This is a genomic window from Alteromonas sp. 5NS40-0096 (genome assembly GCF_057544385.1).
Genome location: NZ_BAAJLQ010000004.1, coordinates 462,061 through 474,044 on the forward strand (window position 1 = coordinate 462,061; position 11,984 = coordinate 474,044).

General features: G+C 43.4%; 17 protein-coding genes. All 17 read left to right on the forward strand.

From position 1 onward, the window contains the following. Window positions 1-13: 13 nt before the first annotated feature. On the forward strand, window positions 14-553 hold the full coding sequence (gene rplE / locus AC27G9_RS14750) for a 50S ribosomal protein L5 (RefSeq protein ID WP_487075198.1): 540 nt from the start codon (window positions 14-16) through the stop codon (window positions 551-553). 11 nt (window positions 554-564) lie between these two features. Further along, window positions 565-870, forward strand: coding sequence for a 30S ribosomal protein S14 (rpsN, locus tag AC27G9_RS14755; RefSeq protein WP_487075199.1), 306 nt, complete (start codon window positions 565-567; stop codon window positions 868-870). A gap of 12 nt (window positions 871-882) precedes the next feature. After that, complete coding sequence (gene rpsH / locus AC27G9_RS14760) at window positions 883-1,275, forward strand: 30S ribosomal protein S8 (RefSeq protein WP_487075200.1); 393 nt, start codon at window positions 883-885, stop codon at window positions 1,273-1,275. Window positions 1,276-1,288: 13 nt separating this feature from the next. After that, window positions 1,289-1,822, forward strand: a complete 534-nt coding sequence (rplF, locus tag AC27G9_RS14765) for a 50S ribosomal protein L6 (protein WP_487075201.1) — start codon at window positions 1,289-1,291, stop codon at window positions 1,820-1,822. Between the two features lie 12 nt (window positions 1,823-1,834). Next, window positions 1,835-2,188: a 50S ribosomal protein L18 gene (rplR, locus tag AC27G9_RS14770; protein WP_487075202.1), complete on the forward strand. Its 354-nt coding sequence runs from the start codon at window positions 1,835-1,837 to the stop codon at window positions 2,186-2,188. Between the two features lie 12 nt (window positions 2,189-2,200). Further along, on the forward strand, window positions 2,201-2,701 hold the full coding sequence (gene rpsE / locus AC27G9_RS14775) for a 30S ribosomal protein S5 (protein WP_487075203.1): 501 nt from the start codon (window positions 2,201-2,203) through the stop codon (window positions 2,699-2,701). A gap of 6 nt (window positions 2,702-2,707) precedes the next feature. Continuing rightward, a complete protein-coding gene (gene rpmD, locus AC27G9_RS14780) occupies window positions 2,708-2,887 on the forward strand; it encodes a 50S ribosomal protein L30 (RefSeq protein ID WP_487075204.1) in 180 nt (59 codons plus the stop codon). Between the two features lie 3 nt (window positions 2,888-2,890). Further along, entirely contained in the window at window positions 2,891-3,325 is a 435-nt protein-coding gene (rplO, locus tag AC27G9_RS14785; protein WP_487075205.1) for a 50S ribosomal protein L15, read from the forward strand. A gap of 5 nt (window positions 3,326-3,330) precedes the next feature. Continuing rightward, window positions 3,331-4,650, forward strand: coding sequence for a preprotein translocase subunit SecY (gene secY, locus AC27G9_RS14790; RefSeq protein ID WP_487075206.1), 1,320 nt, complete (start codon window positions 3,331-3,333; stop codon window positions 4,648-4,650). 24 nt (window positions 4,651-4,674) lie between these two features. Further along, the gene (gene rpmJ / locus AC27G9_RS14795; RefSeq protein ID WP_487075207.1) at window positions 4,675-4,791 is read left to right on the forward strand and encodes a 50S ribosomal protein L36; all 117 of its coding nucleotides are present in this window, start codon (window positions 4,675-4,677) and stop codon (window positions 4,789-4,791) included. Window positions 4,792-4,953: 162 nt separating this feature from the next. Beyond that, on the forward strand, window positions 4,954-5,310 hold the full coding sequence (gene rpsM / locus AC27G9_RS14800; RefSeq protein WP_487075208.1) for a 30S ribosomal protein S13: 357 nt from the start codon (window positions 4,954-4,956) through the stop codon (window positions 5,308-5,310). A gap of 16 nt (window positions 5,311-5,326) precedes the next feature. Beyond that, window positions 5,327-5,716 carry a 30S ribosomal protein S11 gene (gene rpsK / locus AC27G9_RS14805; protein ID WP_487075209.1) on the forward strand — a complete coding sequence of 130 codons (390 nt, stop codon included), beginning with the start codon at window positions 5,327-5,329 and terminating at the stop codon, window positions 5,714-5,716. A gap of 24 nt (window positions 5,717-5,740) precedes the next feature. Beyond that, window positions 5,741-6,361, forward strand: coding sequence for a 30S ribosomal protein S4 (gene rpsD / locus AC27G9_RS14810; protein ID WP_124029296.1), 621 nt, complete (start codon window positions 5,741-5,743; stop codon window positions 6,359-6,361). 19 nt (window positions 6,362-6,380) lie between these two features. Further along, window positions 6,381-7,370, forward strand: coding sequence for a DNA-directed RNA polymerase subunit alpha (locus AC27G9_RS14815; RefSeq protein ID WP_487075248.1), 990 nt, complete (start codon window positions 6,381-6,383; stop codon window positions 7,368-7,370). Between the two features lie 41 nt (window positions 7,371-7,411). Next, window positions 7,412-7,813 (forward strand): 50S ribosomal protein L17, encoded by a 402-nt coding sequence (gene rplQ / locus AC27G9_RS14820; RefSeq protein WP_487075210.1) that lies wholly within the window; start codon window positions 7,412-7,414, stop codon window positions 7,811-7,813. 251 nt (window positions 7,814-8,064) lie between these two features. Further along, complete coding sequence (locus AC27G9_RS14825; RefSeq protein WP_487075211.1) at window positions 8,065-9,621, forward strand: hypothetical protein; 1,557 nt, start codon at window positions 8,065-8,067, stop codon at window positions 9,619-9,621. 2 nt (window positions 9,622-9,623) lie between these two features. After that, entirely contained in the window at window positions 9,624-11,879 is a 2,256-nt protein-coding gene (locus tag AC27G9_RS14830; protein WP_487075212.1) for a hypothetical protein, read from the forward strand. The last annotated feature ends 105 nt before the right edge of the window (window positions 11,880-11,984 follow it).

The window sequence follows — 11,984 nt, forward strand, 5'->3', positions numbered from 1 at the left end:
ATTGGAGAGTACGATGGCGAAACTGCATGATTTCTATAAAGAAACAGTAGTAGCTGAACTTGCTAAGCAGTTCGGATACAAAAGCGTCATGCAAGTCCCTCGGATTGAAAAAATCACTCTAAACATGGGTTTAGGTGAAGCAGTTGCTGACAAGAAGGTTCTTGAAGCAGCGACAGCCGATATGGCTGCTATCGCTGGTCAAAAGCCTATTGTTACAGTTGCACGCAAATCTGTCGCGGGTTTCAAAATCCGTGAAGGTTATCCGATTGGCTGTAAAGTAACCCTGCGTGGCGAGCGTATGTGGGAATTCTTTGAGCGTTTAATCTCAATTGCAATTCCACGTATCCGTGACTTCCGTGGCTTGAATGCTAAGTCATTCGACGGCCGTGGTAACTATAGCATGGGTATCCGTGAGCAAATCATTTTCCCTGAAATCGATTTCGATAAAGTGGATAAGGTTCGCGGTATGGATATCACAATCACTACCAGTGCTAACACGAATGATGAAGCTAAAGCGCTTTTAGACGCTTTCAACTTCCCATTCAAAAAATAAGGTGTAGGGTTATGGCAAAAGAATCAATGAAAGCCCGCGAAGCTAAGCGTTCTAAGCTAGTTGCTAAGTACGCACAAAAGCGCGCGGCTCTAAAAGCGATTATCAGCGATGTTAACGCCTCTGAAGAAGAGCGTTGGGATGCTGTGCTTAAGCTACAACAACTACCACGTGACTCTGCTAAGTCTCGTCAACAAAACCGTTGTCGTATTACTGGCCGTCCACATGGTTACCTACGTAAGTTCGGTCTAAGCCGTATCAAGTTGCGTGAAGCAGCGATGCGCGGTGAAGTCCCTGGCTTGAAAAAAGCCAGCTGGTAAGGAGTAGCTGATATGAGCATGCAAGATCCTATCGCGGATATGTTTACCCGCATCCGTAACGGCCAGATGGCACAGAAAGTTGCGGTTACTATGCCTTCTTCAAAACTTCGCGTTGCAATCGCTGAAGTATTGAAAGCAGAAGGTTACGTGGCTGACTACGCTGTATCTGGTGACGTTAAGCCTGTACTTGAAGTAACACTTAAGTACTTTGAAGGCAAACAAGTAATTGACACTATTGAGCGTGTAAGCCGCCCTGGTCTGCGCATCTATAAGAAAAAAGATGAGCTTCCAAAGGTTATGGGTGGTTTGGGTATCGCTATCGTGTCAACTTCTAAAGGTGTGATGACTGACCGTGCTGCGCGTAAAGCAGGCATGGGCGGTGAGATCATCGGTTATGTAGCGTAACGGAGGAGTTGAAATGTCACGAGTAGCAAAAGCCCCCGTCGCTGTCGCTTCAGGCGTAGAAGTTTCTATCGCTGGTCAAGAAGTCACAGTTAAAGGCAAAAACGGTACACTAACTCGCGTTTTTAACGACGCTGTTGAAGTTGTTCAAGAAGAAGGTCAACTAAAAACTCTACCTCGTGAAGGTTTTGTTGATGGTTGGGCTCAAGCTGGTACAGCTCGCGCGTTGCTAAATTCAATGGTTATCGGTGTTACTGCTGGTTTTGAAAAGAAACTACAACTAATCGGTGTTGGTTACCGTGCACAAGCACAAGGTAACAAGTTAAACCTAACTCTTGGTTTCTCTCACCCTGTTGTTGTTGAAATGCCTGCAGGAATCACAGTTGAAACTCCTAGCCAAACTGAAGTCGTCGTCAAAGGCGCTGACAAGCAGGTGGTAGGTCAAATTGCTGCGAACATCCGCGGCTGGCGTCCGCCAGAGCCTTACAAAGGCAAAGGTGTGCGTTATGCTGACGAAAATGTTCGTCGTAAAGAAGCTAAGAAAAAGTAGGTGGGTGATACGATGGATAAGAAAACAGCTCGCTTGCGCCGCGCTACCCGCGCTCGCGCAAAAATCCGTGAACTGGCCGCGCATCGCTTGGTTGTAAACCGCACACCTCGCCACATCTATGCTCAGTTAATCGCTCCAAGCGGTTCTGAAGTATTGGCAGCTGCTTCTACTGTTGAAGCGGATCTTAAGAAAGATCTTAAATCAACTGGTAATGCAGAAGCTGCTGCGGCAGTAGGTAAAGCAATCGCAGAGCGCGCGCTTGAGAAAGGCATTAAAGTAGTGGCTTTCGATCGTAGTGGTTTCCAATACCACGGTCGCGTTAAAGCATTAGCTGATGCAGCTCGCGAAGCTGGTCTTCAGTTCTAGGAGTGAAGAAAAATGGCTAAACAAGAAGCTCAAAACGGTGAATTTCTAGAAAAGTTAATCGCTGTTAACCGCGTATCAAAAGTGGTTAAAGGTGGTCGTATTTTCAGTTTCACTGCATTGACTGTAGTTGGTGATGGCAATGGCCGTGTAGGTTTCGGTTATGGTAAAGCACGTGAAGTGCCTGCAGCTATCCAAAAAGCGATGGAAAAAGCTCGTCGCAACATGGTAGACGTAGACCTAGCTGGCCACACGCTACAGCACCCAATTAAAGGTCGTCACTCTGGCTCTAAAGTTTACATGCAGCCTGCATCAGAAGGTACCGGTATTATCGCCGGTGGTGCGATGCGTGCAGTACTTGAAGTAGCTGGTGTACAGAACGTACTTTCAAAATGTTACGGTTCTACTAACCCAATCAACGTTGTTCGTGCAACTATCAATGCTTTGACTGAGATGAACTCTCCGTCAAAAGTTGCTGCGAAGCGTGGATTGTCTGTAGATGAAATTTTGGGGTAATCACACATGGCAACGATTAAAGTTAAGCAAACTAAAAGCTCAATTGGTCGTCTACCTAAGCACAAAGCTACGCTAGTAGGCTTGGGTCTTCGTAAAATCGGGCATGTTCGTGAGTTAGAAGATACCCCAGCCGTACGTGGCATGATCAACCGTGTAAATTACATGGTTGAGATCGTGGAGGAGTAAGAGATGCGTTTAAATACGATTGCTCCTGCACCAGGAGCTAAAAATTCTGGTAAGCGTCTAGGTCGTGGTATCGGCTCAGGTCTTGGTAAAACTGGTGGCCGTGGTCACAAAGGTCAGAAAAGCCGTTCAGGTGGATCTGTTAAGCCAGGATTTGAAGGTGGTCAAATGCCTATTCAGCGCCGTCTTCCTAAGTTTGGTTTCACGTCTCGTAAGAGCTTTGTTACTGACCAAGTAACATTGGCTGAAATCGCTAAGGTTGAAGGTGATACAGTTTCTCTTGAAACTTTAAAAGCAGCTGGTCTTGTTAAGAAAGAAATCCAGTTCGTTAAAGTTGTTAAGAGTGGCGAAGTATCACGTGCTGTTACAGTTAGCGGGTTGAAGGTTACAAAAGGCGCTAAAGAAGCTATTGAAGCTGCCGGTGGTAAAGTAGAGGAATAAGCTAGATGGCTAAACCAGGATTGGATTCGGGCGCAAAAAGCGGCTTGAGTGAGCTTAAAGCAAGGTTGTTGTTCGTATTCGGCGCGATCATAGTATTCAGATTAGGTTCTTATGTTCCTATCCCTGGTATTGATCCTGCGGTACTTGCTGATTTGTTCGAGCAACAAAAGGGCACCATTGTAGAAATGTTCAACATGTTCTCTGGTGGTGCACTTGAGCGAGCATCCGTTCTGGCTTTAGGGATTATGCCTTACATCACAGCATCGATTATTACGCAATTGCTATCGGTGGTTCATCCACCGATGATCGAGCTGAAGAAGGAAGGTGAAGCGGGTCGTCGTAAGATTAGCCAGTACACGCGTTATTTAACGCTAGTACTCGCTACGTTCCAATCTATTGGTATTGCGACTGGCCTTCCAAACTTGGTAACGGGTTTGGTTATTAATCCTGGCTTCGGATTTTACTTTACAGCGGTAGTGAGCTTAGTCACGGGAACTATGTTCTTGATGTGGCTAGGTGAGCAAATTACTGAAAGAGGTATCGGCAACGGTATTTCGATATTGATATTTGCAGGTATTGTTGCAGGTCTGCCAACAGCGATAGGTCAGACTGCAGAGCAAGCAAGACAAGGTGACATTAACATTCTGTTCTTGTTGATTGTCGGTGTAATTGTGATTGGTCTTACTTACCTTGTGGTTTTTGTTGAGCGCGCTCAACGCCGCATCGTAGTGAACTATGCTAAGCGCCAGCAAGGCCGTAAGGTTTTCCAAGCGCAAAGCTCACATTTACCACTGAAAGTTAACATTGCAGGTGTTATTCCACCAATTTTTGCTTCCAGTATCATACTGTTCCCTAGTACAATAGCTGGCTGGTTTGGAACAAACGAATCATTGGCTTGGCTTCAGGACGTGGCGCTTATGCTTTCTCCTGGTCAACCTTTGTACGTGATGTTGTACGCTGCTGCGATTATCTTCTTCTGCTTTTTCTACACGGCGTTGGTTTTCAACCCGCGTGACACTGCAGATAATTTGAAGAAATCTGGTGCTTTCATCCCGGGTATCCGCCCAGGTGAACAGACTTCACGTTATATCGATAAAGTAATGACTCGCCTAACCTTGGCTGGCGCACTTTACATAACCTTTATTTGTTTAGTGCCTGAATTTATGTTGATTGCTTGGAACGTTCCGTTCTATTTCGGCGGTACTTCACTGCTGATTATTGTTGTGGTCATCATGGACTTCATGGCACAGGTGCAGACACATTTGATGTCTAGTCAATATGAGTCTGTTCTGAAAAAAGCAAACCTTAAAGGCTACGGCCGATAAGAATTGCCTAAACGGAGTGATGTAATGAAAGTTCGTGCATCAGTAAAGAAGATTTGCCGTAGCTGTAAAATCATCAAGCGCAACGGTGTTGTGCGCGTGATTTGCAGCTCAGACCCTAAGCACAAGCAAAGGCAAGGCTAATCTGACGCGGTACATATAAAGTTTCGATTGTAAGCAGAACCTGACACCAGGTTCTGCTTTAAGCGTGGCTGAAATATGAACCTTTATTTGCAATTTAGTTGACGAGTAAGTATCCTATCGGGCTTTTTAGGTCGTCGACAATTAATTAGAGGAGTGCTGTTAATGGCCCGTATCGCTGGCATTAACATTCCTGAACACAAGCATGCCGTGATTGCTATCCAGTCAATCTTCGGTATCGGCCCTACACGTGCTAAAAGCATTTGTGCGGCTGCTGGTGTTGCAGAATCAACAAAAATCAAAGAGCTTGACGAAGCAACAATCGACAAGCTTCGTGATGAAGTAGCAAAGTTCACAGTTGAAGGTGACCTTCGCCGTGAAGTTTCAATGAGCATCAAACGTTTGATGGACCTGGGTTGCTTCCGTGGTATTCGCCACCGTCGTAGCTTGCCTCTACGTGGTCAGCGCACTAAAACAAATGCGCGTACACGTAAAGGTCCTCGTAAGCCAATTAAGAAGTAAGCGGGGAGCATAAGTTATGGCAAAAGCACCTACTCGTACGCGTAAACGCGCAAAACGTCAGGTCGCAGACGGTATGGCTCATATCCATGCGTCTTTCAACAACACTATTGTGACTATTACTGACCGCCAAGGTAACGCTCTAGCATGGGCAACTGCTGGTGGTTCTGGTTTCCGTGGTTCACGTAAATCAACTCCATTCGCTGCGCAGGTTGCTGCTGAGCGTGCTGGTGTTGCTGCACAAGAATACGGTCTAAAGAACCTAGAAGTATTCGTTAAAGGTCCAGGTCCAGGCCGTGAGTCTGCGATCCGTGCTCTTAACGCTACTGGTTACAAGATCACAAACATTACCGATGTGACGCCTATCCCTCACAACGGTTGTCGTCCACCGAAAAAACGTCGCGTTTAATCGACGGACAGTTGGAGAAAGAACATGGCAAGATATTTGGGTCCAAAACTCAAACTTAGCCGTCGCGAAGGTACAGATTTGTTCCTTAAGAGCGGCGTTCGCGCAATCGATTCAAAATGTAAAATCGAAACTGCGCCTGGTCAACATGGTGCCCGTCGTGGCCGTTTGTCTGACTACGGTGTTCAGTTGCGTGAGAAGCAAAAAGTACGTCGTATGTATGGCGTATTGGAAAAACAATTCCGCAACTACTATAAAGAAGCTGCACGTCTAAAAGGCAATACAGGTGAAAACTTGTTACAACTTTTAGAACAGCGTCTAGATAACGTAGTTTATCGTATGGGTTTCGCTAGCACTCGTGCTGAAGCACGTCAGCTAGTTAGCCACAAGGCGATCATGGTAAATGGTCAAGTGGTTAACATCCCATCATTTAACGTTACTGCCGAAGACGTGGTTTCTGTTCGTGAAAAAGCTAAAAAGCAAGCGCGTATCGTTGCTGCTTTGGAACTGGCTGACCAACGTGAGAAGCCAACCTGGATTGAAGTAGACAGCAACAAGATGGAAGGCACTTTCAAGCGTGTTCCTGAAAGAACTGACTTGTCTGCCGAAATTAACGAACAGTTGATCGTCGAACTTTACTCTAAGTAAAGCTAACTAAAGAGGAAGCATTGTGGGTTCTGTGACTGAATTCCTAAAACCAAGATTAGTTGAAATCGAAAACGTTTCAGCTACTCGTGCAAAAGTAACATTGGAACCTCTAGAGCGCGGCTTTGGCCACACTCTGGGTAACGCCCTTCGTCGTATCTTATTGTCATCCATGCCTGGATGTGCGGTAACAGAAGTCGAAATTGACGGCGTACTTCACGAGTACAGCACCAAAGAAGGTGTTCAAGAAGACGTTATTGAAATTCTGCTTAATCTAAAAGGTTTGGCAGTTCGCTTAGAAGGTAAATCTGAAGCGACACTGACGTTGGTGAAATCTGGCGCTGGCCCTGTTGTTGCTGGTGATATCCAGCATGACGGCGACGTTGAAATCGTAAACCCTGAGCACGTTATCTGTACTTTGACTGGCGAAGCTGACATCAGCATGCGCGTTAAAGTAGAAGAAGGACGTGGTTATGTGCCTGCGGCAACTCGTCGTTCCTCCGAAGAAGATGATCGTCCAATTGGTCGTTTGTTAGTAGATGCTTCATACAGCCCAGTTGAGCGTATTGCATACTCTGTTGAGTCAGCTCGTGTTGAACAACGCACTGACCTTGACAAATTAATCATCGACATGGAAACCAACGGAACGTTGGATCCAGAAGAAGCAATCCGTCGTTCTGCAACAATTCTTGCTGAGCAATTAGACGCGTTCGTAGATTTACGTGACGTATCTGAGCCAGTTCAGAAAGAAGAGAAGCCAGAGTTCGACCCGATTCTACTTCGTCCTGTAGATGATTTAGAGCTTACTGTACGTTCTGCAAACTGTTTGAAAGCAGAAGCTATCCAGTACATTGGTGACCTGGTTCAGCGTACTGAGGTTGAGTTGCTTAAAACTCCAAACCTAGGTAAGAAATCGCTAACTGAAATCAAAGATGTTCTAGCCTCTCGTGGCTTATCTCTGGGAATGCGCCTTGAAAATTGGCCACCAGAAAGCATCGCTGAAAAAGATTAATCAGGTTTATATCAAACTGATTTGTAGAGAAGGATAAAACTATGCGCCATCGTAAGAGTGGTCGTCAGTTGAATCGCAACAGCAGCCATCGTCAAGCTATGTTCCGCAACATGGCAGGTTCTTTGGTCAAGCACGAAGTGATCAAAACGACGTTACCAAAAGCGAAAGAGTTACGTCGCGTAATTGAGCCTCTAATCACACTAGCTAAGCAAGATAGCGTTGCAAACCGTCGTCTAGCTATGGCTCGTACAGGTGATAAAGAGGTAGTAGGTAAATTGTTCAACGAATTGGGTCCTCGTTATGAGACTCGTCCAGGTGGTTACATCCGCATCCTAAAATGTGGTTTCCGCGCTGGTGACAATGCACCTATGGCCTACGTAGAACTAGTAGACCGTCCAGTTGTTGAAGCTGAAGAAGAAGCAGTAGAAGCAACTGAAGAGTAAACAAAACTCGAATAAAAAAGGGCCTGAGTGAAAACTCAGGCCCTTTTTTTTTGTTCTTACGTTGAGATATGCTAAAAGCGCTTAATTAAATTTTATTTCGTAAATGAAATACCTGCTTAGTCAAGTGTTAACACAGATGCACTATGAATCATGGCGTAATCTGATAGTATTTATGCCATAAATGGATTATTGAAGACCGTGTCTGTTTTGTATAAATTACATCGTTTGCCGAGTTCTTCTAGGAGAGAAAGATGGTAGTTTTGTGCTCGTTGGATCCCTTTGATTTGTTCCATCGTATTTTTCATGAATCTTCTCTAAAGATTGTTACTACCTCTGATGAATTAAAGCGTCATGACAATAAAACTATCTTCTGTGCGAATAGTGAAGAAACTTTACTAGAATTGCTTCAAGCTGATAACGAAATCAGTTTGACTATTTTAATTCCTCCCACTGAGCTTCTGATATCTGAAGTGTTAAATTCCTCAGGTAGCCTGATGCTTGAACACGTATCTGAAACACTCAGTCGTGTTTTAAAGCTTCAAACTCAAAATAGATTAAGAATTTCGTTTATTCCTCTTTCAAGTATCTGTGATGAAGAAAGCGCAATCGAAGGCGTTGCCTTTCAGTTTGATATTACAGAGATCTTGGCGAACGTTGATAGCCAACAGCTACTGCTGTCCACCTATGTTTTAAGCACGAATACTGAAATAAAAAAGTTGGACAAACGTATTAAGGCTTCACTGCGCTTTTTATACAGAGATATCCTGCCGAAATTAGACGTTGTAGAAGTTATGCGGCGTTTAGAAGTGGAGCAAAACGAAAAAATTCAATTAGTCAACGACAACTCAAAGCTGGTTGACGAAATTCTAACCGTTCAAGAAGCCTTAGAAGTCACTGTCGCTAAATTGAAGGTTGAGGAAGACAGGTATAATGAGCTTAAGGGACAAAGTAATAGCGACGAAGCGTTACTCAAAGATGCACTTGGTGAACAATCTAAAGCGCTAGATTTTGCTATTGAATCATTGTTATCTACGCAAGAAGAGCTAGAGGTACAAGTTGTAGCAAGTCAAAACCTCACTTTTGATCTAGAACAAGTTAAAGAAGGGCATAAAACTACTAAAAAACAGTTGGTCAAACTACAAGAAGAGTTCGATGTACAAAAAGAACGGTACGATCGTGAATGCATAGCAAATGAAAAACTGAATGAAAAGCTCAAACAAGAAAGTTCTACATACGTAAAGAAAATTAAGGGGTTAGAGCAGCTACTAGATGTTAAAGCTAGAGAGATAAAGCAAAAGAGTCAAAGCCTTACTCTACTTGAAAAGCAAAAAGACAGAGAACTATTAAAGCTAGAATCAAAAATCAGTGAGCAAGAGGACGTTGCCCATGCACTCCGAACAGACTTGGCGAAATATAGAGTGGCAACAATGTCTCCTTATTGGCGTTTTTCCAAAAAAGTGGAAAAGCTAAGTCACGTATTTGATAGGAAAGCTACTGACCGCAATCAACAGTTGTTAGATGCAAGTCTTCTTTACACAAGCGATTTGTTTGACGCTAAGTGGTATTTAGAGACATACGAAGACGTAGCTGCGGTTGACATTGACCCCGTTCAGCATTATCTAAGCTATGGCGCATCTGAGGGCAGAAACCCTTCATTACGTTTTGATGGAAATTGGTACCTTCAAAGGTATCCCGATGTCAAACAAATGCAAATGAATCCGTTGCTACATTTTATCAAGCATGGGCGCGAGGAGGGACGTTCAATGTCTCCTCTTATGATTGCTCATGAAAGAAGGAAGTCGAAGTAGTCATGGGTAAAAGACTTTTATGGTTAGGGTGTGGAGAAGCAAATCACCTACCTGAAGAAACACTAGAATATGAACATTGTTATTTTTTCGAGGCCCGACAAGAAGCCCTTTACAACATCACGAGAAAATTTGAAGGATCTGTCGAACTCGTAAACGCTGCAGTTTCAGTAGATGGGGGGGCAGGTAACTTAGCAATTTATTCTATTGAAGAGCTAAGTTCTCTAAGAGTGCCAACCGGCCTGAAAAGCCTGTTTCCAAGCTTAGTAATCGAAGAGTCAAGGGAGGTGAAAAGATTAAGTCTTGCGGATTGCCTCTCACTGTGTGAACTATCAGGTCATGATAATACATTGATTGTCGATTTGCCGTGTATTGCAGGCGACATAATCGAGTCACTCTTGTCTTCACGTGCTATTGAGCTCTTTTCTAATATATACGTGTCATCAGGCATCGACACACTTTATGAGGGGGCAAAAACTGCAGACGAGCTTCAATTATTATTGAATTCAGCCTACTTCGAACTCAATTCAACTAATACCGATGACCCCGATATTCCATTGCTCAAATACATTTACGATGAACGTTTGGCTAACGTTAGTAAGTTGAGCACGCAGCTAGAAATTGCAGAAGACCAAGCAAAAGAACTACAAAGTACAGTGGTAGCGCTAGAAGCCCAATTGGCTTTGAAAGATTCTGAAATTGCGCAATACCTCACTCGTTCAAAAGAATATGAAACGGAGTTAACTGCCAAAGCTGATCTTCTCGAAGAGATTAATCAAGAGGTAAAAGACTTATCTTCAATTAATGATTCGTTAAAGAATTCGTTACAGGTTACAAGTAGAACATTAAAAGGTAACGAGGAAGCGTTTTCAGCCCTACAAAGCGACATCGAAAAGGTAAATTTAGAAGCCCAAAAACTAAAAATTGAAAATGAAGGACTAGTGATTAAGCTGCAAGAGTCAAATAGTAATGTTGACTCGTTAGCAAAAGAGGTTCAGACACTAAACGGTGTAAGTGTTTCTTTGAATACCCAACTAGAAACATCGAGTAGTGTTACTGAATCCCTGAAAGCCAAATTAACGGCCTGTAATAATGAAATTGAGTCACTCACCTCACAGCTTAAGGTTTCGGAAAGCGAAATTGAAAAGTTAAGCGCTGCTTTGGAAATGTCGGTTGAGGAAGTGTCACAACTTAATGGCAGTGCTGAAAAGGATGTTCAGAAAATTGAAGCATTAGAAGATGAGCTTAAAAAATCCAAGGATAAATGTGATGAGGTCTATTCTTGGTTTTCGAGCAGGAAAAAGCAGGTGGAAATCCTCGAATTAGAAATTAAATCACTAAAGCAGGAAAGAGAAAGCTTAGTGGCATCTCATGACACTCAAAAGTCTGTAAAAGACCTAGAAGCTAAGATAGACGCATTGTTCAAGAATCAAAGCAATGAAAGCGTTGAAATAGCAAACGCACTAGGTCGTCACATTACTACAAGTGAATTGAGTACTCGCAAGGAATTATTAGCGTCAAATAAACTTCAAGATTTACTAGATAACAAGCAACTCATTACTTACGGCTGTTCGCAGTCACTTAGTTCAGAAAGTCTCCTTTTCCTTACATCGCTTATCAGGCTCAATAGCTACGACGTTATCATTGAATTTGGGAGCGGTACCAGCACAGCAGTAATGGCGGATGTTGTGGCATCTAAGCTTATGAAAACCACAACATTGCATCTGGACGATGATTTAAAGGGGGCGAGTGAACAAAATATGTATACACATGTAGAAGGTGGTAATTTCAGAAGTTTACCTAATTACATCATTTCTTTTGAACAGTCGGAAACCTTCTTGGGAAATACATTAAATTTGTTAGATAACGCAAACTTAACGCAGTTTGTAGACCTTTGTCTCTCGCCATTAATTGATAGTAAATACGGTCTAACCGAGCCTGAACTGTTTTATGACTGTGAAGAGAAGCTTAAGGAAGTAAAACGCGTATTCGATGGCCGTGGTGCAAATATCCTTGTAATTGTTGATGGACCTTTCACGAAAAGTAAGTCAGCAGAGGGGCGCGGTGTTGCACTTCCGTCTATCTTGGACAAGCTTTCTATGCATGCAATTGATTTCTTTTTTGAATGCGGCAACGTTGACTCAAGGCAAACGCTCGTTACTGGTTGGCAGGTTGAAACAGAAAGAAGAGGACTTTCTTTTGATTTTGAACAGCTTAGCGATAGCGGCGAGGCTTTGTTAGTGAAAACCCGGCCAATCTGAGACTAACTCCCTAGACTAATGCAATCATAATCAGTTGTGATAATATACGGACGACTCAAATTGTATACCTTTGGGCATAATAGAAGAAAGATATAGAGCACGCAG

Excerpts from the sequence above, each read along its gene's own strand:
- rpmD (WP_487075204.1), top strand. The coding sequence starts at position 2,708 with ATGGCAACGATTAAAGTTAAGCAAACTAAAAGCTCAATTGGTCGTCTA.
- rplR (WP_487075202.1), top strand. The coding sequence starts at position 1,835 with ATGGATAAGAAAACAGCTCGCTTGCGCCGCGCTACCCGCGCTCGCGCA.
- rpsN (WP_487075199.1), top strand. The coding sequence starts at position 565 with ATGGCAAAAGAATCAATGAAAGCCCGCGAAGCTAAGCGTTCTAAGCTA.
- rpsH (WP_487075200.1), top strand. The coding sequence starts at position 883 with ATGAGCATGCAAGATCCTATCGCGGATATGTTTACCCGCATCCGTAAC.
- AC27G9_RS14830 (WP_487075212.1), top strand. The coding sequence starts at position 9,624 with ATGGGTAAAAGACTTTTATGGTTAGGGTGTGGAGAAGCAAATCACCTA.
- secY (WP_487075206.1), top strand. The coding sequence starts at position 3,331 with ATGGCTAAACCAGGATTGGATTCGGGCGCAAAAAGCGGCTTGAGTGAG.
- rpsD (WP_124029296.1), top strand. The coding sequence starts at position 5,741 with ATGGCAAGATATTTGGGTCCAAAACTCAAACTTAGCCGTCGCGAAGGT.
- rplE (WP_487075198.1), top strand. The coding sequence starts at position 14 with ATGGCGAAACTGCATGATTTCTATAAAGAAACAGTAGTAGCTGAACTT.
- rplQ (WP_487075210.1), top strand. The coding sequence starts at position 7,412 with ATGCGCCATCGTAAGAGTGGTCGTCAGTTGAATCGCAACAGCAGCCAT.
- AC27G9_RS14825 (WP_487075211.1), top strand. The coding sequence starts at position 8,065 with ATGGTAGTTTTGTGCTCGTTGGATCCCTTTGATTTGTTCCATCGTATT.
- rpsK (WP_487075209.1), top strand. The coding sequence starts at position 5,327 with ATGGCAAAAGCACCTACTCGTACGCGTAAACGCGCAAAACGTCAGGTC.
- rpmJ (WP_487075207.1), top strand. The coding sequence starts at position 4,675 with ATGAAAGTTCGTGCATCAGTAAAGAAGATTTGCCGTAGCTGTAAAATC.
- rpsE (WP_487075203.1), top strand. The coding sequence starts at position 2,201 with ATGGCTAAACAAGAAGCTCAAAACGGTGAATTTCTAGAAAAGTTAATC.
- rpsM (WP_487075208.1), top strand. The coding sequence starts at position 4,954 with ATGGCCCGTATCGCTGGCATTAACATTCCTGAACACAAGCATGCCGTG.
- rplF (WP_487075201.1), top strand. The coding sequence starts at position 1,289 with ATGTCACGAGTAGCAAAAGCCCCCGTCGCTGTCGCTTCAGGCGTAGAA.
- rplO (WP_487075205.1), top strand. The coding sequence starts at position 2,891 with ATGCGTTTAAATACGATTGCTCCTGCACCAGGAGCTAAAAATTCTGGT.